Raw genomic sequence first — 23,101 nt, 5'->3', positions numbered from 1 at the left:
GGCCTGGATCTGACTCCGGAAGCTGCTTATGCCGACAACGTGAATGCTGGCACGGCCACGGCTTCTTACTCTTATGCTGAGACAGCCAACTACCTTGCTTCTTCTGACAGCAAGACCTTCGCCATCGGCAAGGCCGCTACAGAAACTGTTGTGACTATCGCTGAAGGTGTCTTCACTTACAATGGTTCAGCTCACACACCAGCTACAGTGAGAGTGACCGGTGCCGGTGGCCTGGATCTGACTCCGGAAGCTGCTTATGCCGACAACGTGAATGCTGGCACGGCCACGGCTTCTTACTCTTATGCTGAGACAGCCAACTACCTTGCTTCTTCTGACAGCAAGACCTTCGCCATCGAAAAAGCGCCACTAACTATCACTGCTCCAAGTATGAGTAAATACTGTGGTCAAGTAAATCCTGAAGATTTTGAGTGCTCAGTATCAGGTGCTGTAAATGGTGAAGTTATCACCACTAGTTATAGTTTCAGCGGTACTACTGTTATACCAGCTAGTACAGATGCTAAACTCAGCAACTATGATGTTACTTATGTCAATGGTGTTCTAACAGTTGACGCTGTAACTGTAGATGCCAGTGCAAGCAGCAATCCGGTTAAAGTTGGATCTCTCGCTACCTTAAGCGCCCAAGTTCTTCCTGCAGTAGATGGAGTGAGAGTTAACTTCTATGTCAATGGAGGATTTAAAGGTTCCGTTATAACAGGTGCTAATGGTGTAGCTACCTATATAATGACAGAAACACTTCCTGTAGAAGTTTACAAAGTAGAAGCTAAAGTTGAAGGTGGTTGTGATGAGGCTGTTGCTTATCTTCCGGTGTATGACCCAACAGATGGTTTTGTAACTGGTGGTGGATGGATTACCTCTCCTAAATACATAGCTTACCAATATATGCAAGTTGCAGGTAAAGCCAACTTTGGATTTAATGCTAAGTATAAGAAGGGCAAAAATGAAGTTGAAGAAGTAGATGGTAACACTACTTTCCACTTAAATGCTGGTAACCTCGACTTCAAAAGTTCTTCACATACTAAGATGTCCTTAGTTATTGCTAAGCACAAAGCTACTTACACTGGTGAGGGTACAATCAACGGCAATGGAGGGTACGCATTCAGAGTAATTGCTGTGGATGGCCATATCAAGTCTAATCCTAGTGTTGATCAGTTTAGAATTAAGATCTGGGAGAAACATTCTGGAACAGTTGTATATGATAATGAATACACCTCTGACGAGAATGTTGAACCAGGAAGTGCCGCAACAGCTCTCGGCGGTGGTTCCATCGTAATACACGAGAACAAGTCAGTCAACGGTAACAGCAACGGCAAAAAACTCGAGATTGCTGACCAACTAGAAGGCTTGTCTGTAGCCCGCTTTGATAACTACCCTAATGCCTTCGCTGACAGAACAACAATCCGCTTCGCTTTCGATACGGATCAGAACTTTGCGCTGGAAGTGTACGATGTTAGAGGCTCTTTGATCAAAAAAGTGGCAACTGGTAAGGCTGATGCCGGACAGGTATACGAGTACGAGCTGGATGCCCGTAACCTGGCTGAAGGCGTGTACTTTGCCCGTCTGATCACTGGCTCTAAAGCACAGACCATCAAGATGATCCTTAAGAAGTAAGCTGACGCTTGCAGAGTCTTATGGCCCTTAAATAAAAAGGCACTTGTCGTAACTGACGGGTGCCTTTTTATTTAAGGGCCAAATTATACCTGTTGAAAAACATTATCGGCTGTTTTTTGTATAGACCAAAATCAACAGTACCTTTGCGACAGCAGTATGAGCAAAACCACGCTACATATCATTCTTACTTCTATCACGGCAGCGCCTGTTGCCTGTGGTTCTGCTGCGCATCATCATTTCCATCATTCCTCGTAAGAGGAATCATAGCACCATATAGCCCCCAATAGGGTCATCGTACCCTTATCCTACTTTGCCAGCAGCAAGGTCATTCTTATTTGTACCTATTAAATCCATTTACTATATATGCTACGTTTAGCAATCCAGAAGTCCGGTAGGCTGAGTGAAGACTCGCTTAAACTGATCCGTGAGTGCGGTATCTCGTTCATCACCAGCTCGCTTAAACTTAAAACTGAATCCACCAATTTTCCGCTCGAGATCCTCTACCTGCGCGATGATGATATACCTGGCTATGTGGCTGATGGCGTCGCCGACATAGGGATAGTTGGAGAGAATGTGCTGGTTGAAGAAGGTATGCAGCACCTGGCAGTAGAGCAACTTGGATTCTCGAAGTGCCGTTTGTCGCTGGCTGTGCCGAAGGGTGACCCTTACGAAGATATCAGCGATTTGCAGGGTAAGAACATTGCGACATCCTATCCCAAACTGTTGCAGGCATACCTCGATGAGAAAGGCGTACAGGCTAATATCCATACCATCAGTGGTTCCGTGGAGATAGCGCCGAGTATCGGATTGGCAGATGCGATCTGCGACATCGTGAGCTCAGGCAGTACCCTGATCAGCAACGGTCTGCGTGAGGTGGAGCGTGTTTTCAAGTCACAGGCAGTACTGATTGCGAACGGTGGCCTGAATGCGGAGAAGCAGGAGGTCCTGAATAAATTGCTGTTCCGCATCCATGCTGTGCAACGTGCCCAGAAAGCCAAGTATATTCTGCTGAATGCTCCAAACGAAAAGATTGCCGAGATCAGTCAACTGCTTCCGGGTGCTAAATCACCTTCCATCCTGCCACTAGCAGAAGAGGGTTGGAGTTCGCTGCACTCTGTTGTAAATGAGGATGATTTCTGGGAGATCATTGAGAAGCTCAAAGATGCCGGCGCACAGGGTATATTGGTAGTACCTATTGAAAAGATGATTGTATGATGCGCAAAATAGAATATCCGGCAGTGGCAGTCTGGCAGGAGCTGGTGAAGCGGCCCACACAGAATTACGAAGACCTGGAAGCAGGTATAGCCCAAACCTTTCAGATAGTGAAGGAGCAGGGCGATGCTGCTTTGCAGGAGCTGACGCAAAAGTATGACGGTGTGAAACTCACTGATCTTTTTGTTTCTCAGGAGGAGATCGCAACTGCAGCGTCTGAACTGTCAGCTGAATTGAAAGAAGCCATCCTGCAGGCGTATAGCAATATCCAGCTTTTTCACGCGCAGCAGGCAGAGCAGCCGAAGCAAGTAGAGACGATGCCTGGTGTGACTTGCTGGCGTAAGAGCGTGGCCATTGACCGTGTTGGTTTATATATACCCGGGGGCACAGCACCACTGTTCTCAACTTTACTTATGCTGGGGGTGCCTGCTAAACTTGCCGGTTGTCCGGAAGTGATCTTATGTACGCCGCCGGCTAAAGACGGCTCTATACACCCGGCTATACGCTACACGGCTTCGATGCTAGGTATAGAAAAGATTGCTAAAGTGGGAGGTGCACAAGCTATTGCGGCCATGGCGTTTGGTACTGAGTCTATACCTGCCGTGAACAAAATTTTCGGTCCGGGTAACCAGTATGTGATGGTGGCGAAGCAAATGCTTAGCAAGACTGGCGTGGCCATCGACCTGCCGGCCGGACCATCGGAGGTGCTGGTGATTGCGGATGATTCAGCCAATCCGGCTTTTGTGGCGGCTGACCTGCTGTCGCAGGCAGAGCACGGAGCTGATTCGCAGGTGATACTACTGACCAACTCTGCCCAAATGCTAAACAGGATAGAGCAGGAGCTGCAGGTACAATTGAACAACTTGCCGCGCAAAGATTTTGCTGCCAAAGCCCTGGGAAACAGCCTGGGTATATTACTAGGCAATGTGGAAGAGATGCTGCGTTTCTCAAACCTATACGCACCGGAGCACCTAATCCTCTCGATCCGAAATTATGAAGAGGTGCTGGACCAGATCACCAATGCAGGCTCTGTCTTTCTGGGCAATTATAGTCCGGAGTCGGCTGGTGACTACGCTTCTGGTACTAACCATACCTTGCCAACTAATGGCTTTGCACGAGCCTATAGCGGTGTGTCACTTGATAGTTTTGTCAAGAAAATAACCTTCCAGCACATCACCCAGTCGGGATTGCAAAACATCGGCAAAACCATTGAAGTAATGGCTAACGCTGAGGGACTGGAAGCGCACAAAAATGCAGTTAGTATCAGGCTGAAGGAGGTTCAATATGTTTAACCTGGAAAGTATAGTACGTCCGAACGTGCTCAAAATGAAATCCTATTCATCTGCTCGGGATGAGTTCAAAGGCGTAGCAAACGTGTTTATAGACGCTAACGAAAATAATTTGGGCAGTCTGGCTGGAGAAGGGTATAACCGTTACCCGGATCCGCATCAGAAGAAGTTAAAGGAAAAGATTGCTGAAATAAAAGGCGTAAAGGCATCACAAATATTCCTGGGCAACGGCTCCGACGAGGCCATCGACCTACTTTTTCGGATGGTATGCCGACCGGACCAGGACAGCATGCTGCACCTACCCCCAACTTATGGCATGTATGAAGTATCGGCTAATCTAAACGAAGTGCAACTGGATGCAGTACAACTGACGCCCGATTTTCAGATCCCGGTATTGGAAGTGCTGCGGCAGGTGAAGGAAACGACCAAACTGATCTTTGTCTGCTCACCCAATAATCCGACTGGCAACCTGATCGAGGCAGAAAGCATTGAAACCCTGCTGGATAATTTTGACGGACTGGTAGTAGTCGACGAAGCGTATATTGACTTTGCTGATGCGCCGAGCTGGGCTACGCGCTTAGCCGTGTACCCAAATCTGGTCGTGCTGCAAACTTTTTCCAAAGCCTGGGGTATGGCAGGACTGCGGCTAGGTATGGCCTTCGCCTCGGAAGAGATCATCGCACTACTCGACAAGATCAAACCGCCTTATAACATAAATGAAGCTACTCAGGAACTGGCACTCAAAGCGTTGGAGCAGACCGAGCAACTGGCTTACATGATCGAGGAGATCGTGCAGGAAAGGGAAATGCTCATGCAGGCCCTTCCGACGCTGGATGTAGTGGAAAAGGTATACCCATCAGATGCCAATTTTCTGCTTGTAAAAGTAAAAGATGCCAATCGCCTTTATACCTATTTGCTAGAGCAGGGCATTGTGGTGCGGAATCGTTCCAGCCTGCCGGGTTGTGAGGGATGCCTGCGTATCTCTATTGGTACTGTGGATGAGAACCAGCAGTTGTTTCAGGCCTTAGCTAATTTTAAATAAACGTAAGTACCCGGTATTTGTGAGCAATCTGCGAATGCCGTACTATTTAAGTCAAAAATGAAAAAAGCATTATTTATAGACCGTGACGGCACCGTTCTGGTTGAGCCGAAAACGGATTTCCAGGTAGACTCTTTTGAAAAGTTTGAATTCCTGCCAAAAGTGATTCGCAACCTATACAATATTTACACGGAATTGGATTACGAATTGGTGATGGTGACCAATCAGGATGGGCTTGGTACAGATTCTTATCCGGAGCACACCTTCTGGCCTTATCAAAATAAAATGCTCAATATTCTGAAAGGGGAAGGTATAACGTTTGACGATATCCTGATCGACCGAAGTTTTGAGCACGAGGGGCTGGAGACCCGAAAACCAGGTATAGGAATGATGAAAAAGTACCTTTCTGAAGAATATGACCTGGCAAATTCCTATGTGATCGGGGATAGACTGACGGATGTGCAACTGGCTAAGAACCTAGGTGCCCAGGCTATTTTTATTGGAGAAAATAAGGTAGAGGAAGCTGCTCTAAGCACCAATGACTGGGATGAGATCTATACCTTTCTGAAGCTGCCCGCACGCCGTTCCTCCATCAGGCGCCAGACATATGAAACGGATATCGCTATAGATTTAAACCTAGATGGCACCGGGCAGATGAACATCCACACCGGTCTTGGCTTCTTTGACCACATGCTGGAGCAGTTGGCCAAGCACGGCAAACTGGATCTGAGCATACAGGTGAAGGGCGATCTGCATATTGATGAGCACCATACCATTGAAGATACCGGATTGGCCCTTGGCGAAGCTTTTCTGGCAGCATTAGGAGACAAGAAAGGCATTAGCCGCTATGGGTTTTTATTGCCGATGGATGATGTGCTGGCGCAGGTAGCCATTGATTTCAGCGGAAGACCCTGGACGGTATGGGAAGCTGAATTCAATCGTGAGAAAGTAGGGGACATGCCGACTGAAATGTTCTTCCACTTCTTCAAGTCATTTAGCGACGCAGCCAAGTGCAACCTCAATGTGAAAGCCGAAGGGCAAAACGAGCACCATAAGATTGAGGCAATCTTCAAATCTTTTGCCAAAGCGATTCAGATAGCCGTGAAGCGAAATCCTGAAGACAACTCTATACCTAGCACAAAGGGGACTTTGTAAACGTACTGCTTTATAATAAAAAGGGCTGACTGCAGGAGAGCGGTCAGCCTTTTTATCTGGTTGATTAGGTGGTTGGTTGTTGTTCAGCAGGCGCGCAACCAGTCGCTGGCTGCCTCTATGTCGTAAAAAGTCTTAATAAAACTCTGGTCTTCTGTGCAGCTAAGAGTCTTATCAGCAGATAGCCGGCTAAAAGCACTGGGAGAATACACCCAGGCAAAACATTCCAATCCGGCGGCCTGCATTCTCGGTAGCCAGTCCTGGCCTACCCACCTGGAGGCACCCGACCAGATGCCTTCAACATTCGTGTTGTCATTCAGAACTTTGGTGCAGTTAATTTCCAGCAGGATTTCCAGAATTTTCTCACAACCGGACACTACTGTGTCATAGTTCTGATAGCCGCGCCAATTCACATAAAGCCATCCCTCAGAATGGTTAAACTCAATAAGAATATTGCTTTGTCGGTGTAAAATTTCGTTTCTGACCAATTTCATAGAACCTTCTCTAATCTTTCCTGTTTTATCACTTTTTGCTCATACCGGTTTTGGGCTGAAGCAGCAAAGCAGGAATAGACATACGCACGGAATAAGAGTTGCGCAAAAACCAGACCCAATAAATGCCAGTATTGCTGGATGCCTGAAATAGCTGGTAAACAAAGAATAATGACGAGCGAGCTCTCTGCTTGCGTTTATCAGAATTCCCAAAGCTGGAATTTGCTCTCCCAAAGACGAAAGCGCCGGCTAACAAAAAGCATTTATTTTGAAAACAAAAGCAGGATGTTTCTGTTTTCAAAATAAATTTCAAAAGTATTTGCATTCCTCGGTTTAGCATTTACCTTTGCAACACAGGAATTTATTTTTTCCTGCATTTAACAAAGCACATGATCCAAAATCTTCTTCATACTGCATGGTGGTGGCACGTTACGCAAAGTTTCGTGAACAGCCCTGCTATGTATATTATGAAGAGATAGTATAGTCTATAGCCAAAGGTATAAAAGCCTGCTGTTCATCTGAACAGCAGGCTTTTTTGTTTTCAACCCAATCTGAAAAATGACAAAGTATAAGATTACAACAACCTATAAACGGCTTTTGGCCGACACGCTTACGCCCGTGAGTGTATACCTGAAACTGCGCGACCGTTTCCCAAACAGCATCCTGCTGGAGAGCTCGGATTACCACGGCGCGGAGAACAGCTTCTCTTATATCTGCTGCAGTCCGTTGGCGAGCATTAAAGCCGAAAACGAAGTGTTGACTGAAGTGTTTCCGGACAGCAGCACGGTAGAAACGCCCATCTCAAATGAACTGAATGTGCCTGCGAGACTGTCTTCTTTTGCCGGCAGATTCGAGCCGGAGCAAAGCAGCTTCAACTTTATCAGCAATGGGTTGTTTGGCTACATGAACTACGATGCAGTGCGCTATTTTGAGGATGTGGAGTTGAAACTTCGACCGGAACGCCAGCAGATGCCGGATCTATACTATGCCGTATACCGTTATATCATTGCCATCAACCACTTTACAAATGAGGCCTTTATCTTTTCACATACCTATGGTGGGGAAAATGAAAATGGCATAGTGCAGCTTGAAGCCTTACTCAACAGCCGCAACATTCCGAGCTATACCTTCAAGTCAATAGGCGAGGAGGCTTGTAATATCAGCAGAGAGGCTTTCTTGCAGAATATCAGACGGGCAAAAGAGCACTGCTTCCGGGGCGATGTGTTTCAGCTGGTATTGTCTCGTCGCTTCGAGCAGGCTTTTCAGGGAGATGACTTTAATGTATACCGGGCCCTCCGCTCTGTTAACCCCTCGCCATACCTGTTCTACTTCGACTACGGCAGCTTCAAGATCTTTGGCTCTTCACCGGAGGCGCAGTTGGTGATCAAAGACGGAAAGGCCAGCATATTTCCGATAGCTGGTACTTTCCGAAGAACCGGTGATGATGCTGCAGATGCTGCTTTGGCCGATAAACTCTTGGCTGACCCGAAAGAGAACGCCGAGCACGTGATGCTGGTAGACCTGGCGCGCAACGACCTGAGCCGCAACGGGCATAGCGTGGAAGTGGAGACGTTCCGGGAAATACAATTCTACTCGCATGTCATTCACCTAGTATCCAAAGTATCGGGGCAGCTACACAACCAGGATGACTCACTGCAAATGGTGGCCAGTACTTTTCCGGCCGGTACACTCTCTGGCGCTCCCAAGTACAAGGCCATGCAACTGATCGATCAGTACGAAACCACCAATCGCTCTTTCTACGGCGGTTGCATCGGCTTTATGGATTTCAACGGCAATTTCAACAGCGCGATTATGATCCGATCTTTTCTGAGCAAAGACTATAAACTCTTCTACCAGGCTGGGGCAGGTATAGTCACCGCTTCTGACGATAACAACGAACTGCAGGAAGTCGACAATAAACTAATGGCGCTTCGCAAAGCCCTCACTTTAGCTCAGGAGATCAATTAATATGAAAGTTCTGGTAATCGACAATTACGATTCGTTCACTTACAATCTTGTGCACCTGCTGCAGGAACTGAGAGCTGAAGTAACCGTGCGTCGTAACGACAAGACAAGCCTGGAGGAGGTAGCCCAATTTGAGAAAATTATGCTCTCGCCAGGGCCCGGTATACCTGATGAGGCCGGGATGCTTAAAGAAATCATCCGGGAGTTTGGATCAAGCAAAAGCCTTTTCGGTGTCTGCCTCGGACATCAGGCAATAGGTGAGGTATATGGCGGTAAGTTATTAAACACCAATCAGGTATGGCACGGTATAGCTACACCTGTTGAAGTGATTTGTGAGCAAGAACCGCTCTTCCGAAATCTGCCGAAGCAATTCAAAACCGGCCGCTATCATTCATGGCTGGTGGAGCAAAATTTACCTGACAGCCTGGTGCCAACGGCAGTAGATAATTGCGGAAATATCATGGCGCTGCGCCACCAAAACTATGATGTGCGTGGCGTGCAATTCCACCCCGAGTCCGTGCTGACGGAGCATGGACGGGAAATGATCCAGAACTGGTTAACACATTGACTGTCATCTTGAAGATAGGAGAGATCTGAATTATAAATATAGCAGACTTCTCACCGCACTCGGAAAGACAAAAAAAATAGCAAGCATGAAAGAAATACTGAATCACTTATTTGAACATAAAACCCTGAGCCGGGAACAGGCACGGGAAGTGCTGAAAAACATTGCTACTGGCAGGTATAACCAAAACCAGGTTTCTAGCTTCCTGACGGTTTACATGATGCGCAGCATCACGGTGGAGGAACTGGAAGGCTTTCGCAATGCCTTGCTGGAGCTCTGCCATCGGGTAGATCTGGATACTTACGACCCAATTGACCTTTGTGGCACAGGCGGTGATGGCAAGGATACTTTTAACATCTCCACGTTATCTTCCTTTGTAGTAGCGGCGAATGGCATTGCGGTGGCCAAACATGGCAACTACGGGGTTTCTTCTTCTTGCGGCTCGTCCAATGTGCTGGAGGCGCTAGGTATATCGTTTACCACTGATACCGAGAAACTGGAGCGCAGCATCGCGGATTATAACATCTGTTTTCTGCATGCCCCGCTTTTCCATCCGGCCATGAAAAGTGTCGGGTCCATTCGGAAAGACCTTGGCGTGAAAACCTTTTTCAATATGCTCGGCCCGATGGTGAACCCAGCTTTCCCTAAGAAACAGCTGGTGGGTGTTTTCAGCCTGGAGCTGGCCCGCATGTTTGGCTACCTCTACCAACAGCAACCTGACATCCGGTATAGCATCCTCCATACCCTGGATGGTTATGATGAAATCTCCCTGACCAGTCCTTTTAAAGTGATTGCAGACAATAAAGAGCAATTGCTAGATGCCAGTGATCTGGGTCTTGGTCGTCTGGAGCACAGTCAGATCAAAGGCGGAGGAGGTATAGCGGAATCAGCCGACATTTTTCTAAAGGTGCTGAAAGGCAAAGGAACGCCAGCCCAAACTGATGTAGTCGCCGCCAACGCTGGTATGGCCATCCACTGCGCCCGCCCAGAAACCGCTATACCTGAGGCTGTGCAATTAGCTAAAGAAACGCTGCAATCCGGCATGGCTTATACCTTGTTTAACAAACTGATACAAGATACGAAGCTGGTGACAGCCTGATTATTTCAACATCTTCAATTTCGATAACCATGAATATACTGGACCAAATCATCGCCCATAAATACGAAGAAGTAGCAGACCGCAAGGCGCTATACCCGGTGAAGCTACTGGAGAAGAGTTTATACTTCGAGACGCCTTGCCTGTCGCTGGAACGCTACCTGTTGCGGCCGGACAAGAGTGGCATTATTGCCGAGATCAAGCGAAAGTCTCCTTCCAAAGGCGATATTAACCCGTACGTATCGGTGGAACGCACTTCTATTGGCTATATGCAGGCAGGATCATCGGCATTGTCTATCCTGACGGACGCACACTATTTTGGAGGCAAGAACGAAGACCTGATGATCGCCCGCAAGTATAATTACTGCCCGATCCTGCGCAAAGACTTCACAGTGGATGAGTACCAGATCGTGGAGGCCAAGTCTATTGGAGCCGATGCCATTTTGCTGATTGCGGCTGCTTTGGAACCCAACAGACTAAAACAGCTGGCTACCTTCGCCCGCTCTTTCGGACTAGAGGTTTTGCTGGAGGTGCATTCTCAGCAGGAACTGGAAGCGTCGCTTTGTGATGACGTGACGATCGTGGGAGTAAACAACCGCAACCTCCAGACGTTTCAGACGGATGTTGCCTTGTCCATGGAGCTGGCGCAGCACATTCCGGCAGGTTTGACTAAGGTATCGGAGAGTGGATTGAAGTCACCTGATACATTGGTGGAGTTGCAGCAAGTGGGTTATAATGGCTTCCTGATCGGGGAGACCTTTATGACAGATGGAAGGCCGGAACGTGCAGCCGCTGAGTTTATCCGGGAACTGCGCCAGCTGCAACAACACGATTCGCTTGTGCAGGTGCAGTCTTAAGCTCGAATTACACTTGACACTATTTAAACGATCAGCAGAATGAAAGACCTGAAAATAAAAGTTTGCGGTATGCGCGACCCGGATAACATCCGGCAGGTCGCTGCACTACAGCCCGACTACATGGGCTTTATCTTTTATAAAGGCTCCAAGCGCTACTGCGAAGGCTACATTGCCCCGGAACTCTTAGCCGATCTTCCGGCTGGTATACAGAAAGTGGGCGTGTTTGTGAATGAAGCTACTGAAGTTATACAGGCTACCATAGAGAAATATGGACTGGATCTGGTGCAACTACACGGTCGCGAAACGCCTAGACAGTGCCGGGAATTGCTGGAGAAAGGTATACGCCTGATCAAGGCCTTTTCGGTGGATGATCGTTTTTCTTTCGAGAGCACCTTGCTCTACGAACGTTACTGCGAGTTTTTCCTTTTCGACACCCGTGGCAACAACTTTGGCGGCAACGGTACGGTCTTCGATTGGGAAATGCTCAAAGGCTACTTCTCACCTATACCTTACTTTCTGAGCGGGGGGCTGAATCTGGAAAACCTGCAGAGCAAAGAGTTCGAGAAGCTACGACCAAATCCATTCGCCATCGACGTGAACAGTGGCTTTGAGCTGGAGCCTGGGCTGAAAGATGTGGGGAAACTGAAGGAGTTAATTAAATTAATAAGGGACAAGAATTAAGCAATCTGTCACCTCACCGATAGTAGAGATCTGAGTTGGCAGTGATTACCAGATTTCTCGCTGTGCTCGAAATGACAAAATATAAAAACATGAATTACTCAGTAGACGATAACGGTTTTTACGGTAGGTTTGGCGGGGCTTATGTTCCCGAAATGCTATACGCTAATGTGGAGGAACTGCGGCAGAATTACCTGACTATCATGGCGGAGCCGGATTTTCAGGAGGAAATGCAGAGTTTGCTGCGGGACTATGTGGGTCGCCCGACACCACTCTACTTTGCCAAGCGCCTTTCAGAAAAATATAACACCAATATCTATCTCAAACGGGAGGATCTGAACCATACTGGGGCGCACAAGATCAACAATACCATTGGGCAGATCCTGCTGGCCAAGCGACTAGGTAAGACCCGCATCATAGCGGAGACGGGGGCTGGTCAGCATGGCGTGGCTACCGCTACGGTTTGTGCGCTGATGAACCTGGAGTGCATCGTGTATATGGGTGAAGTAGACATTGAACGTCAGGCCCCTAATGTGGCCAGAATGAAAATGTTAGGTGCAACCGTAGTGCCCGCCACCAGCGGTAGCCGTACCCTCAAAGACGCGACCAACGAAGCTATCCGTGACTGGATCAACAACCCGGGAAACACTTATTATATCATCGGATCTGTGGTGGGGCCGCACCCATACCCGGACATGGTAGCGCGCTTTCAGGCAGTGATTTCAGAGGAAATAAAAGCGCAGTTGCTGGAGAAGACCGGCAGTGAGGACCCGGATTATATCGTGGCCTGTGTGGGCGGCGGCAGCAACGCGGCTGGCGCTTTTTACCACTACCTTGACACGCCCGAAGTAAAGCTGGTTGCGGTGGAAGCCGCCGGCTTAGGTATAGACTCCGGTGAATCTGCCGCTACTTCAGTGCTGGGAAAAGAGGGCATCATCCACGGCAGTCGCACCTTGCTGATGCAGACTGAAGACGGACAAGTGACAGAGCCTTATTCTATTTCCGCAGGCCTTGACTATCCGGGTGTGGGGCCGCTGCATGCACATCTACACCAATCGGGCCGTGCGATTTTTGAGAGTATTACCGATGAGGAAGCGCTGCAGGCGGTGCTGGAACTGACCCGACTTGAAGGTATTATACCTGCGCTGGAAACAGCACATGCATTGGCTGTCATTAGTCGGCTGGGAGCGAAGCCGGATGAAGTGGTGGTACTAAACCTTTCCGGGCGCGGTGATAAAGATTTGGCAACTTACTTAGACAGATTCAACTTCGATGATAAATAGAATTCAGCAACTATTCGCCCAAAAGCCGCAGGGCTTACTCTCAGTTTATTTCACGGCCGGTTTTCCGAATTTAGAGGATACGGTACCGATCATACTCGAACTGGAGAAAAATGGGGTAGACCTGATCGAAATCGGAATGCCTTTCTCTGACCCGCTGGCTGACGGCCCGACCATACAGCAGAGCTCTGAAGTCGCGATCCGAAACGGCATGACCATTCCTACGTTATTTGCGCAACTGCAGGATATCCGTCAGCATACCCAGATACCGCTGGTGCTGATGGGCTACCTGAACCCGGTGATGCAGTATGGTGTGGAACGCTTTCTGCAGAAGGCCAGCGAACTAGGTATAGACGGTTTGATTTTGCCGGACCTGCCACTTTCGGACTATGTGCGGGAGTACAAGGAGGTATTCGAAAGATATAAACTCAGTAACATTTTCCTGATCACGCCGCAGACGCCGGAGCAACGCATCCGTGAAATCGACACCCACACTAATGGTTTTATTTATATGGTGTCGTCGGCTTCGGTAACAGGCAGCACGACGGGACAGTCGGTGGTAAACACCACTTACTTTGAGCGGGTGAAAGAAATGGGCTTACGCAACCCAGGCGTCATCGGATTTGGCATTCATAACCAAGAAACTTTTGAGCAGGCTTGCCATCACGCCAGCGGTGCCATTATCGGTAGTGCTTTTATTAAGGCCATAGCTAAAGAGGAAAGTCTCAGCGAAAACATCAGCACATTTATTCAGAGCATCAGACACAAAGAAACAGCATGATCATACAATTGCAGCAAGGTATACCTGCCAAACTACTGGAAGATATACTGCAGGAAGTGAAAGGTATAGGCTTTAAAGCCAGCGAAGTAAAAACACAGGAAGCGCACTACATAGTCGGTATAGGCAAGAAAGATTTTGACATCCGTACGCTGGGGCAGCTGCCGGGCGTAGCGGATATTCACCGCGTCTCAGACGAGTACAAACTGATCTCCCGCAAGTGGCGCGTTAATCCTACGTTAATCGACTTAGGTGATGGCGTGGTGATCGGAGAAGGCAATTTCAGTATCATGGCTGGTCCCTGCTCCATCGAAAGTGAGCGGCAGATCGAGTTGGTAGTGGAGCACCTGAAAGCCAATAACGTGAAGATCATGCGGGGCGGTGTGTTCAAGCCGCGCAGTTCGCCTTATGCTTTCAGAGGTATGGGGCTGGAAGGCTTGCGCATGTTTTCCCAGCTTTGCAGCGAAAACGGCATCAAAATCATCACTGAGGTGATGCAAGTGTCGCAGATTGAAGACATGGTGGACTTTGTGGATGTGTTTCAGGTAGGAGCCCGTAACAGTCAGAATTTCAATTTGCTAGATTCACTGGGCGAGGCGCAAAAGCCCGTGTTACTGAAGCGGGGCATTTCTGGAACGATAGAAGAATTGCTGCAAGCTGCTGAGTACATCTTCTCGAACGGCAATGAAAAGATTATGCTGTGCGAGCGCGGTATACGCTCTTACGAAAACTCCTACCGAAACGTGCTCGACCTGAACGCTGTGCCGGTGCTTAAAGCCAAAACCCACCTGCCTGTAATTGTGGACCCATCACACGGCATTGGTCTGCGCGACCATGTGGAGCCGATGTCTTTGGCCGCTGTAATGGCAGGAGCCGACGGCGTGATATACGAAACGCATCAGAAGCCGGAAGAGGCTTTCTCGGACGGACAACAGACGGTTAATTTTCAGGAATCAGAGTGCCTGATTAAGCGCATGCGGCAGGCGTATAAGTTGCGGGAGAGCTTTTAGATTCGTTATCCGTTGATCATAGCTTTTGATTATACATTGAGTTGATACGCTTTGTCTGAAATTGAAACTTGACGTTTGTCATTCTGTTAAAAATCTTGTTTCTAAGTAGCTTAGGCTTCTGCTATATGTCCACAAGAAAGAAAAAGGGTTCTACCTAATAGTTTGTCAATAGAAGAGATTCTAAAGAAACAGAAAGCCCGGTACTGAATGGTACCGGGCTTTCTGTTTTAGTTTGCTTATTTATCCAGAGTTTCATCTAACCACTTGAAGAATTCACGCTGCCATACCATGGCATTCTGCGGCTGCAGTACCCAGTGATTTTCGTCTGGCAGGTATAGCAAGCGGCTCTTGATGCCTTTGAGTTGCGCTAGCTGGAAAGCCTGCAGACCTTGCTCTATACCTACACGGAAGTCCTGACCGCCCTGCACGATCAAAATAGGCGTATCCCATTTGTTGGCTAACTCGATCGGGTTGTACTCCTTGTAACTTTGCGGTGATTTGGTCTCCCAATAAGGGCCTTTCAGTTCGTTATTGGCGAAGAACATCTCCTCGGTTGTTCCATACCAGCTGCGCATGTCAAACAAACCATCGTGGGCGATGAAAGTTTTGAAACGGCCTTCGTGTAAACCAGCCAGCATAAACACCGAGTAGCCGCCATAACTCGCACCAATTGCACCCAATCGGTCTTTGTCTACATAAGATTCTTTGGCCACATCATCGATAGCAGACAGGTAGTCTCGGATAGGTTGCCCGCCCCAGTCGCCGCTGATCTGTCGGTTCCACTCATCCCCATGGCCCGGCATACCGCGACGGTTTGGTGCCACCACGATGTAACCCTGCGCCGCGATCAGCTGCAGATTCCAGCGGTAAGAGTAAAACTGTGTCAGAGCCGACTGCGGACCGCCCTGGCAATAAAGTAGCGTTGGGTATTTCTTGTTCGGATCGAAGTCCGGTGGATACACTACCCATGAAAAGAGGTCCTTGCCATCACTGGCTTTTGTCGTGCGTGGCTCCACTTTACTCTTCGCCAGCTTGCCGTATACCTCGTCATTCACTGTGGTCAGCTGCGTCAGCTTCCCTGACTTGGTTTCCAGACGGTATAGTTCCGTCCCGCGGTTCATGTCGTTGCGCGTCACGATCAGGTTGTTTCCACCCTGGCCCACGATGCCGTTCACATCGAACTGCCCTTTGGTTACCTGGCGTATACCTTTAGTTGTGAACTTGTTAAGGTTCTTAGTTAGTGCGATCTCGTATACCTGGATCGTACCTTTGGTTGGGGCCACAAACCAGATCCTGCTGCCATCGTTGCTCCACTCAAATCCGTTGATCGTTTCGTCCCAGTCCTTGGTCAGGTTGTACTTTTTGCCGGATTTGATGTCCATAACGATCAACTCGTTCTGATCGGCTTCGTTGCCGTCTTCGTCCATGGCCAGCCAGGCCAGTTTAGAGCCGTCGGCGCTGTAGATAGGGTGGGTGTCGTAGCCCAGGTTATTCTCGGTGAGATTAGTTGTTTTACCACTGGCAATGTCGTAGCGGTAGATGTCGGTGTTGGTGCTTACGGCATACGCTTTACCGAACTTTTTCTTGCTTACGTAAAGAATGGCCTTGCTGTCCGGACTCCAGATCACGTCTTCCTTGCCCCCGAAAGGCATCTGCGGTGCATCAAATGGCTCACCTTTCATCAGGTCAACCGGTGTACCTAACTGCCCATTATTATAACTGGCGAAGAAGATGTGCTGAAACTTACCGTCTTCCCAGGTATCCCAGTGGCGGTAGTTCAGGTCGTCGTATACATAGGCATCCGATTTCTTTAGCTCCGGGTAGATATCGGTACTGTGCATTTTTTTCATTTCGACTTCACGGGAGAAGAGCAGATGTTTTCCGTCCGGTGAGAAGCGCACGTTGCTCAGGCCACCTTCCACGTTGGTCAGTTGTATTGGCTCGCCTTTGCCACCCGATAACTGCCACAACTGGCCTTTGTGCAGGTATACGATGCTGCCGTTAACCTTATCGATATGCACGACACTTTCGCCGCCCTTGGTCGATGTCAGCTGCGTTGGTTGTCCGCCCGTAACAGGTATAGCATAGAGGTTACGCTCACTGTTGTTTTCCTCCACATTGGGGTAGCTGACGCCATAAATCACGGATTTACCGTCGGGGGTTATGGTTTCTGCAGAAACCCTACCCAGCTTCCAGAGTAGTTCCGGGGTCATGCGCTGTTGTGCCTGCGCCATTGTCACGGCAAACACACCAGCCAGTATCATTATCTTTTTCATACTTCAAAAATACCCAAAACCTGACATTCTGAAAAGGTAATTGAGCCTGGCAGGAAAAAAGAATCAGGTATAGGTATGGTATTACGTTGGTCGTACCCTATATTTGTAGCAATGAAAGGCACACTGGCACATCTGCACCATCATCATGCACGAAACAAAAGTTTCGGAGCCGCTAGCCTATGGATTTGATTTAGTAATACTAAAATAGACTTTCCAAAAGCCTGACTCCGAACAGAGTCAGGCTTTTTTTGTTTGTACCAGAGATATGTTTTTAGATTATTTATTCTTTGAGTTGACAAAACGATCTCTCAAAAATAAACCGACAGGCTATACCAGGGCTTTGGGATCTGTCAGTGCTTTTTTAAGCCTTAATCTTTTCACAATTTACCTGTGTGCAGTAGAGGTTTTGGATCGTATGGGGTATGATATTTCAGATGGAGAGAGGTTTGTGTTCCCCAGTACAATGTTATTAGCTGGACTCTATACCTATACTGCACATAAAAGGAGCAATCAGATTGTTAACAGGTATACTAGAAGTGATGAAAAGGAGGATATGACTTTTGCGCTGATATATTACGCAACGAGTGTAGCGTGCTTTTTATTCATCGCAATAAGCACAAGAAAATAGGTACTTAAGCTTGTTTCAGCGAAAGGTATAATTAGTTGAATTGATTTGAGGCTTTGCTTCAATCATTATTTGTGATTCTTAAGTCTTAATTAAATAAATGAACCTCGTTATAGTTGATTACAAAGCTGGTAATGTGCAGTCGGTGCTGTTTGCACTGGAGCGGCTGGGGGTGCAGGCTACGCTGAGCTCTGATTTTGAAACGATTAAGGCGGCAGATAAAGTGATCTTTCCGGGAGTGGGAGAGGCTTCATCTGCCATGGCGCAATTGCGGGCCCGCAATCTGGATAAGTTACTGCCAACGCTCGAGCAGCCCTTTTTCGGGGTGTGTTTAGGTATGCAGTTGCTCTGCGAGCATTCCGAAGAGGGCGATACGGGCATGTTGGGCATCATCCCTTTGCCTGTCAAACGATTTCAAACAGACCTGAAAGTGCCGCATATGGGCTGGAACCAACTGGAGAAACTGCAATCACCTTTGTTTGCAGGTATAGCCGAAGGGGAATACGCTTACTATGTACACAGCTTTTATGTACCGTTGAGTGCGTATACCATTGCACAAACCTCATATCCGGAGCCCTTCTCGGCTGCCTTACAATATAAAAACTTCTATGCTGCGCAGTTTCACCCTGAAAAAAGCGGTCCTGCCGGTTCACAGATCATCAAAAACTTCCTTGCCTTATGATGGAGATTATACCTGCCATTGACCTGATCGGTGGTCAATGCGTGCGCCTCACCGAGGGTGACTTCGCCCAGCAAACCACCTACGACAGCAACCCTTTGGAAGTGGCCAAGCGCTTTGAGGCAAACGGCATCAAGCGCCTGCACCTGGTGGACCTCGATGGTGCCCGCGCCCGTAAACCGGTAAACTTGTCTGTTTTGGAAAGTATTGCTGCAAACACCAGCCTTGTTATAGACTTTGGTGGTGGCTTGCAGTCAGACGAGGCGGTGAAACAGGCTTTTGAGGCGGGTGCTGCGCAGATTACGGCCGGCAGCATAGCGGTGCGTGAGCCGGAGAAGGTAAAAAACTGGCTCTTGCAGTATGGGGCTGACAAGATCATCATCGGAGCGGATTTTAAAGGCACCAACATCGCCATCAGCGCCTGGACCGAAGAAAGCAAATACCCGCTACAGGATTTTATGTCAGGCTACCTGAAAACCGGAGCTAAACTGTTCATCTGCACCGACGTGAGCAAAGACGGCAAACTGCAGGGACCATCCACCAACACCTACCGTCACCTGAAACTCACCTTGCCCGATGCCCAGGTAATTGCCAGCGGCGGTGTGACAACGGTACAGGATCTGGAGGAACTGCAGGAAATTGGCGTAATGGGCGCCATCATTGGGAAAGCGATTTACGAAGGAACAATCACATTAAAGGACTTAGCGCGATTTTTATGTTAACCAAACGCATTATACCTTGTCTGGACATCAAGAACGGTCGCACCGTAAAAGGTGTCCGCTTTGAGAACATCCGCGATGCCGGCGATCCGGTGGAGCTGGCCAAGTGGTATGCAGAACAGGGTGCAGACGAACTGGTGTTTCTGGACATCACCGCCACCAACGAAGAGCGCAAGACCTTTGCAGAGCTTGTGCGCGATATTGCCCGCCACATCGATATACCTTTCACGGTTGGTGGCGGCATCAGTGCCGTGGCCGATGTGGAGGTGCTCTTAATGGCGGGTGCCGATAAAGTGTCGGTTAACTCCACTGCCATACGCAACCCGCAACTAGTGGAGGATTTGGCGTGCCGCTTTGGCAGTCAGTGCGTAACCCTGGCCATTGACACCAAGTATACCGAAGCCACAGGTTGGAAGGTATACGCCCGCGCCGGAACCGTAGAAACCGAACATGCCACCGTTGATTGGGCCAGAAAAGTGGTGGAACTCGGTGCCGGAGAAATTTTACTCACCAGCATGAACAACGACGGCACCAAAGCAGGTTTTGCGCTCGACATCACCAAGGCCGTTTCAGAAGCTGTTTCCGTCCCTGTTATCGCCTCAGGTGGTGCCGGCACCATGCAGCATTTCGCTGACGCATTCCAGATAGCCCATGCAGATGCTGCCCTCGCCGCCAGTCTCTTCCACTTCCGTGAACTGGATATACCTGATCTGAAGCGGTTTCTTAAAGGCGAAGGTATAGCGGTGAGGTGCTAACAATTGAGTGGATGAGTGAATGGTTAAAAGAACCTTTGTAGGAGCAGGTCGCGACCTGTACGAATCGTGCACCAAACAATAATTTAACCATCAACAATTTAACAATCTTAAACTTTCTCTATGTTGGATTTCGATAAAATGGGCGGGCTTATACCTGCCGTAATACAGGATGCTGAGTCGAGTCAGGTGCTGATGCTAGGCTACATGAACCAGGAGGCATTTTATAAAACACACAAAGAGGGGCTGGTGACGTTTTTCTCCCGCTCTAAAAACCGCCTCTGGACCAAAGGCGAAACCTCGGGCCATACCTTAACAGTGGTAAATATCACTGAAGATTGCGACAATGACTCGCTTTTAATCAAAGTGAAACCCAACGGACCTACCTGCCATACCGGTGATACCAGTTGTTTTGGGGAAGATGCATCTGCTAAACGCATGGCGGCTATCCAGTTCATTGCCCGGCTCGAGGAGGTCATACAGCACCGTAAGGCGAACCCGACGGAAGCGTCCTATACCAATTTCCTGTTTGATAAGGGCGTGAACAAGATTGCCCAAAAAGTAGGCGAGGAGGCTGTGGAAACCGTAATCGATGCTGTGGCCGGTAAACTGGATACTATGAAAGGCGAAGCGGCCGATTTGTTATACCACCTGCTCGTGCTGTTGGCGGCTACAGGCCTTGAACTTGCTGATGTTGTGGCTGTGTTGCAGGAACGCCATAAAAAATAAAAGCCAGTCGCGTGGGCGACTGGCTTTTACCTTATCTTTAACTTGATTAGATTAAGCGTTTATCAGTTTCAGGTTATTGAAATTACCTCTCAGTGTGATGTTACACTTACGAGGTTTAGCAGGATTGTCTTCGTAAGAAGTAGGATCTGTGACATTGCTGATCGTTACTTCAAAACTACCGCTTGCCAGGCCGGTCGTGCTATCGTAAGCTTTGATTTCAATCTGACCTTCCATGCGGTTGCCACTGCTGAACAAAGCGCTTTTGCTCGTTTTGTTGTAGTAGTGGTAGTAGGTAATATCAGCGCGGCCTCTTTTGTTATTCGAAAGAGATCTGATCGGGTATGTGCCGATAAAGCCATTAAACAATTCGCTTTGCTTAATACTGAATACCAACGCATCATTTCCAGCAGGGCGGGAGGGCGCAAAGTTTATCTGTAGTTTATCTTCATCAGAAGAAAGTACCATTTCCCGTAAGCTAAGGCTATAGACTGCTTTTTCCTGTTCTGCAGACTCGATATAATTAAAAGACCTTTCCATTGTAGCCTCCACTCTCGGTATGATCGTGGTGCTCTCATCATTCTGTTCGTCGCATGAAACAGAGAAAAATGCAATAACTAAGAGCCATGTAGCGGCTATGATCCTTTTCATAGTTTTAATTTGACTATAAAGGTATGAAAAAGATTACTTTAACTGCAATTAATATTACATATTCTTTATATAAAATCTTTAATAGAATCTGCAATTTCTCCTCCTTTTTCTTCCTGCACAAAATGGCCGGCCTCAAAACGCTTTACCACGGCTTCCGGAAAGGCCTGTTGCCACTGTTCCAGTAAGTGTAATGGCAGCAACTTGTCTTTTTCTCCCCAAAGGATCATTTTAGGTATAGTTCGGAGCTTTTCGCGCTGCTCCCAAAGGCTGGCAAACCATAGTCCCGACTCTTTTAGCGCAACCGCAAAGTGCCAGGTACCCATTCGGTTACGGCTATTATTGAGCGGTTTTAAGTAATGTTGGTGCACGACTTTGCTGAGGTGTCGTTTCTGATGGTAGCCTTTGGGCAGGAGCATACGCGGCGAAAAGCCCAGGTTCAGGTAGAGGAACTGCCCAACGCGTCCATTGAGAAAACTACTGATTTTCATCATCTGCTTTTCGTTTTCCAGCGACCACATCCAGGTATTTAAAATGATCAAACGCTTGACATTTTCCGGATGCCTGAAGGCATAACTTAGACCAATAGGACCACCAAAATCGTGTACCACCAGGGTAATGTCTTTCAATTGAAGCTGGTCGATCAGTTGCTCCAGGTTTTGTGCGTGTGCTTCGGGGGTATAGGAAAAGTCCATTGGTTTGTCGGACAGTCCAAAACCCAGATGGTCGGGGGCGATGCAACGGCAGGTCCGGCTGAGCGCCTTGATCTGCTGTCGCCAGACAAACGACCAGGTAGGGGTGCCGTGCACAAACACAATGGGTTCGCCCTGTCCTTCGTCCACATAATGCAATTGTCCGCTTTGGAGTTCTATCGTGTGGTGAGCGAAAGGGTATAAAATGCGATCAAGCCATTTGGGAGAATTCATCTTGTTATCAAAAAAAACTAAAGTCACTTCTTATATTTCATGATCAGGAGTGAAGCTACGTCATCGATGGGATAATTGTCGTAGAGCAGAAAATGGCTTGCCATACCGTCGATGGAGGCGAAGAGGAGTTTGGCTTCGAGGTCAGGGAAGGGGATGCCCGCCTCGATCAGGTTTTGCCGGATACGATCTTCGATGTAGGCTGTCTGTTCCTGCATTCCGTCCATCAACTTCCTGACTACTTCCGACTGTATCCGGATGCCGTGCAGCAGCTTCCAGAAATCCTGTTTCTCCTTCAGCAGCTTCACCGTTTGCCGGATATGTTGCTCTATACCAGAGCCGCCTTGCTCAGGCGTTTGTACAAAGGAGGCGTGTATGTCTTCTACGCTGCGCCGGAAAATCTCTTCCAGCAACTCATCTTTGCTTTTAAAATAATTATAGAGCAGGCCGAGTGACATGCCTGCCTGACTGGCGATGTTGCGGATCGAAGTAGCTTCATAACCCTTCGATGCGAAGAGCCCTAAGGCTACCTCGACCAATTTATTAATGCTGTATTCTCTTTTTTCCTGAAACCGGGGCATTGTAACCTGAACATTTGTTCAAATATACAATGATTGAACGTTCGTTCATAGCTAAAGTTGTGCTTTTAAGCGCAATTTCTTTTTAACGCTTGATTTTATAATGCCGTATACCTGACTTCATAATTGTGCTA

Annotated in this window: 22 protein-coding genes; 17 read left to right on the top strand and 5 right to left on the bottom strand. The window is 48.2% G+C overall.

Annotated features, from left to right (window positions below):
• The 5 genes from K3G39_RS16065 to hisB all read left to right on the top strand — a co-directional run.
• The coding region (locus K3G39_RS16065) for an MBG domain-containing protein (RefSeq protein WP_220627198.1) at nucleotides 1-1,629 on the top strand (1,629 nt) is incomplete at its 5' end.
• A 363-nt stretch (nucleotides 1,630-1,992) separates the two neighbouring features.
• Complete coding sequence (hisG, locus tag K3G39_RS16060) at nucleotides 1,993-2,844, top strand: ATP phosphoribosyltransferase (protein WP_220627197.1); 852 nt, start codon at nucleotides 1,993-1,995, stop codon at nucleotides 2,842-2,844.
• Complete coding sequence (gene hisD, locus K3G39_RS16055) at nucleotides 2,844-4,133, top strand: histidinol dehydrogenase (protein WP_220627202.1); 1,290 nt, start codon at nucleotides 2,844-2,846, stop codon at nucleotides 4,131-4,133. The genes hisG and hisD overlap by 1 nt, the downstream gene beginning before the upstream one ends.
• Nucleotides 4,126-5,172, top strand: a complete 1,047-nt coding sequence (hisC, locus tag K3G39_RS16050) for a histidinol-phosphate transaminase (RefSeq protein WP_220627196.1) — start codon at nucleotides 4,126-4,128, stop codon at nucleotides 5,170-5,172. Before hisD ends, hisC begins: the two co-directional genes overlap by 8 nt.
• A 57-nt stretch (nucleotides 5,173-5,229) precedes the next feature.
• A complete protein-coding gene (gene hisB, locus K3G39_RS16045) occupies nucleotides 5,230-6,324 on the top strand; it encodes a bifunctional histidinol-phosphatase/imidazoleglycerol-phosphate dehydratase HisB (protein WP_220627195.1) in 1,095 nt (364 codons plus the stop codon).
• Between the two features lie 83 nt (nucleotides 6,325-6,407).
• Here the strand turns inward: hisB and K3G39_RS16040 are convergent, their stop codons facing one another.
• Nucleotides 6,408-6,815: a hypothetical protein gene (locus K3G39_RS16040; RefSeq protein WP_220627194.1), complete on the bottom strand. Its 408-nt coding sequence runs from the start codon at nucleotides 6,813-6,815 to the stop codon at nucleotides 6,408-6,410.
• A 555-nt stretch (nucleotides 6,816-7,370) separates the two neighbouring features.
• Between K3G39_RS16040 and K3G39_RS16035 the strand changes: the two genes are divergently transcribed.
• The 8 genes from K3G39_RS16035 (at nucleotide 7,371) to aroF (ending at nucleotide 15,041) form a co-directional block, all read left to right on the top strand.
• Entirely contained in the window at nucleotides 7,371-8,780 is a 1,410-nt protein-coding gene (locus K3G39_RS16035) for an anthranilate synthase component I family protein (RefSeq protein WP_220627193.1), read from the top strand.
• Between the two features lies 1 nt (nucleotide 8,781).
• Nucleotides 8,782-9,345, top strand: a complete 564-nt coding sequence (locus K3G39_RS16030; protein WP_220627192.1) for an aminodeoxychorismate/anthranilate synthase component II — start codon at nucleotides 8,782-8,784, stop codon at nucleotides 9,343-9,345.
• An 85-nt stretch (nucleotides 9,346-9,430) separates the two neighbouring features.
• On the top strand, nucleotides 9,431-10,441 hold the full coding sequence (gene trpD / locus K3G39_RS16025) for an anthranilate phosphoribosyltransferase (RefSeq protein ID WP_220627191.1): 1,011 nt from the start codon (nucleotides 9,431-9,433) through the stop codon (nucleotides 10,439-10,441).
• Nucleotides 10,442-10,470: 29 nt separating this feature from the next.
• Nucleotides 10,471-11,295, top strand: a complete 825-nt coding sequence (gene trpC / locus K3G39_RS16020) for an indole-3-glycerol phosphate synthase TrpC (RefSeq protein ID WP_220627190.1) — start codon at nucleotides 10,471-10,473, stop codon at nucleotides 11,293-11,295.
• Nucleotides 11,296-11,334: 39 nt separating this feature from the next.
• Entirely contained in the window at nucleotides 11,335-11,976 is a 642-nt protein-coding gene (locus K3G39_RS16015; RefSeq protein WP_220627189.1) for a phosphoribosylanthranilate isomerase, read from the top strand.
• An 89-nt stretch (nucleotides 11,977-12,065) separates the two neighbouring features.
• Entirely contained in the window at nucleotides 12,066-13,256 is a 1,191-nt protein-coding gene (trpB, locus tag K3G39_RS16010; protein ID WP_220627188.1) for a tryptophan synthase subunit beta, read from the top strand.
• Nucleotides 13,246-14,034, top strand: a complete 789-nt coding sequence (gene trpA / locus K3G39_RS16005) for a tryptophan synthase subunit alpha (RefSeq protein ID WP_220627187.1) — start codon at nucleotides 13,246-13,248, stop codon at nucleotides 14,032-14,034. The genes trpB and trpA overlap by 11 nt, the downstream gene beginning before the upstream one ends.
• The gene (gene aroF, locus K3G39_RS16000; RefSeq protein WP_220627186.1) at nucleotides 14,031-15,041 is read left to right on the top strand and encodes a 3-deoxy-7-phosphoheptulonate synthase; all 1,011 of its coding nucleotides are present in this window, start codon (nucleotides 14,031-14,033) and stop codon (nucleotides 15,039-15,041) included. Before trpA ends, aroF begins: the two co-directional genes overlap by 4 nt.
• Nucleotides 15,042-15,277: 236 nt before the next feature.
• Here the strand turns inward: aroF and K3G39_RS15995 are convergent, their stop codons facing one another.
• Nucleotides 15,278-17,317 (bottom strand): S9 family peptidase, encoded by a 2,040-nt coding sequence (locus K3G39_RS15995; protein ID WP_220627185.1) that lies wholly within the window; start codon nucleotides 17,315-17,317, stop codon nucleotides 15,278-15,280.
• Nucleotides 17,318-18,042: 725 nt separating this feature from the next.
• Between K3G39_RS15995 and hisH the strand changes: the two genes are divergently transcribed.
• From hisH to hisIE, 4 genes are all read left to right on the top strand, one after another.
• Nucleotides 18,043-18,624: an imidazole glycerol phosphate synthase subunit HisH gene (gene hisH / locus K3G39_RS15990; RefSeq protein ID WP_220627184.1), complete on the top strand. Its 582-nt coding sequence runs from the start codon at nucleotides 18,043-18,045 to the stop codon at nucleotides 18,622-18,624.
• Entirely contained in the window at nucleotides 18,621-19,343 is a 723-nt protein-coding gene (gene hisA / locus K3G39_RS15985) for a 1-(5-phosphoribosyl)-5-[(5-phosphoribosylamino)methylideneamino]imidazole-4-carboxamide isomerase (protein WP_220627183.1), read from the top strand. Before hisH ends, hisA begins: the two co-directional genes overlap by 4 nt.
• The gene (gene hisF / locus K3G39_RS15980; protein WP_220627182.1) at nucleotides 19,337-20,095 is read left to right on the top strand and encodes an imidazole glycerol phosphate synthase subunit HisF; all 759 of its coding nucleotides are present in this window, start codon (nucleotides 19,337-19,339) and stop codon (nucleotides 20,093-20,095) included. Before hisA ends, hisF begins: the two co-directional genes overlap by 7 nt.
• Nucleotides 20,096-20,215: 120 nt before the next feature.
• Nucleotides 20,216-20,821 (top strand): bifunctional phosphoribosyl-AMP cyclohydrolase/phosphoribosyl-ATP diphosphatase HisIE, encoded by a 606-nt coding sequence (gene hisIE / locus K3G39_RS15975; RefSeq protein ID WP_220627181.1) that lies wholly within the window; start codon nucleotides 20,216-20,218, stop codon nucleotides 20,819-20,821.
• Nucleotides 20,822-20,872: 51 nt separating this feature from the next.
• Here hisIE and K3G39_RS15970 read toward each other — a convergent pair whose 3' ends face one another.
• From K3G39_RS15970 to K3G39_RS15960, 3 genes are all read right to left on the bottom strand, one after another.
• Entirely contained in the window at nucleotides 20,873-21,469 is a 597-nt protein-coding gene (locus tag K3G39_RS15970; protein ID WP_220627180.1) for a hypothetical protein, read from the bottom strand.
• A gap of 65 nt (nucleotides 21,470-21,534) precedes the next feature.
• Nucleotides 21,535-22,392, bottom strand: a complete 858-nt coding sequence (locus K3G39_RS15965) for an alpha/beta fold hydrolase (protein ID WP_220627179.1) — start codon at nucleotides 22,390-22,392, stop codon at nucleotides 21,535-21,537.
• A gap of 23 nt (nucleotides 22,393-22,415) precedes the next feature.
• Nucleotides 22,416-22,970 (bottom strand): TetR/AcrR family transcriptional regulator, encoded by a 555-nt coding sequence (locus tag K3G39_RS15960; RefSeq protein ID WP_220627178.1) that lies wholly within the window; start codon nucleotides 22,968-22,970, stop codon nucleotides 22,416-22,418.
• Nucleotides 22,971-23,101: the final 131 nt, after the last annotated feature.

This window comes from Pontibacter sp. HSC-14F20 (assembly GCF_019599265.1).
In the GTDB taxonomy this organism is placed as follows: domain Bacteria; phylum Bacteroidota; class Bacteroidia; order Cytophagales; family Hymenobacteraceae; genus Pontibacter.
This window is presented reverse-complemented; position numbering and strand designations above follow the sequence as displayed.

Excerpts from the sequence above, each read along its gene's own strand:
- hisG (WP_220627197.1), top strand. The coding sequence starts at position 1,993 with ATGCTACGTTTAGCAATCCAGAAGTCCGGTAGGCTGAGTGAAGACTCG.
- hisD (WP_220627202.1), top strand. The coding sequence starts at position 2,844 with ATGCGCAAAATAGAATATCCGGCAGTGGCAGTCTGGCAGGAGCTGGTG.
- hisC (WP_220627196.1), top strand. The coding sequence starts at position 4,126 with ATGTTTAACCTGGAAAGTATAGTACGTCCGAACGTGCTCAAAATGAAA.
- hisB (WP_220627195.1), top strand. The coding sequence starts at position 5,230 with ATGAAAAAAGCATTATTTATAGACCGTGACGGCACCGTTCTGGTTGAG.
- K3G39_RS16040 (WP_220627194.1), bottom strand. The coding sequence starts at position 6,815 with ATGAAATTGGTCAGAAACGAAATTTTACACCGACAAAGCAATATTCTT.
- K3G39_RS16035 (WP_220627193.1), top strand. The coding sequence starts at position 7,371 with ATGACAAAGTATAAGATTACAACAACCTATAAACGGCTTTTGGCCGAC.
- K3G39_RS16030 (WP_220627192.1), top strand. The coding sequence starts at position 8,782 with ATGAAAGTTCTGGTAATCGACAATTACGATTCGTTCACTTACAATCTT.
- trpD (WP_220627191.1), top strand. The coding sequence starts at position 9,431 with ATGAAAGAAATACTGAATCACTTATTTGAACATAAAACCCTGAGCCGG.
- trpC (WP_220627190.1), top strand. The coding sequence starts at position 10,471 with ATGAATATACTGGACCAAATCATCGCCCATAAATACGAAGAAGTAGCA.
- K3G39_RS16015 (WP_220627189.1), top strand. The coding sequence starts at position 11,335 with ATGAAAGACCTGAAAATAAAAGTTTGCGGTATGCGCGACCCGGATAAC.
- trpB (WP_220627188.1), top strand. The coding sequence starts at position 12,066 with ATGAATTACTCAGTAGACGATAACGGTTTTTACGGTAGGTTTGGCGGG.
- trpA (WP_220627187.1), top strand. The coding sequence starts at position 13,246 with ATGATAAATAGAATTCAGCAACTATTCGCCCAAAAGCCGCAGGGCTTA.
- aroF (WP_220627186.1), top strand. The coding sequence starts at position 14,031 with ATGATCATACAATTGCAGCAAGGTATACCTGCCAAACTACTGGAAGAT.
- K3G39_RS15995 (WP_220627185.1), bottom strand. The coding sequence starts at position 17,317 with ATGAAAAAGATAATGATACTGGCTGGTGTGTTTGCCGTGACAATGGCG.
- hisH (WP_220627184.1), top strand. The coding sequence starts at position 18,043 with ATGAACCTCGTTATAGTTGATTACAAAGCTGGTAATGTGCAGTCGGTG.
- hisA (WP_220627183.1), top strand. The coding sequence starts at position 18,621 with ATGATGGAGATTATACCTGCCATTGACCTGATCGGTGGTCAATGCGTG.
- hisF (WP_220627182.1), top strand. The coding sequence starts at position 19,337 with ATGTTAACCAAACGCATTATACCTTGTCTGGACATCAAGAACGGTCGC.
- hisIE (WP_220627181.1), top strand. The coding sequence starts at position 20,216 with ATGTTGGATTTCGATAAAATGGGCGGGCTTATACCTGCCGTAATACAG.
- K3G39_RS15970 (WP_220627180.1), bottom strand. The coding sequence starts at position 21,469 with ATGAAAAGGATCATAGCCGCTACATGGCTCTTAGTTATTGCATTTTTC.
- K3G39_RS15965 (WP_220627179.1), bottom strand. The coding sequence starts at position 22,392 with ATGAATTCTCCCAAATGGCTTGATCGCATTTTATACCCTTTCGCTCAC.
- K3G39_RS15960 (WP_220627178.1), bottom strand. The coding sequence starts at position 22,970 with ATGCCCCGGTTTCAGGAAAAAAGAGAATACAGCATTAATAAATTGGTC.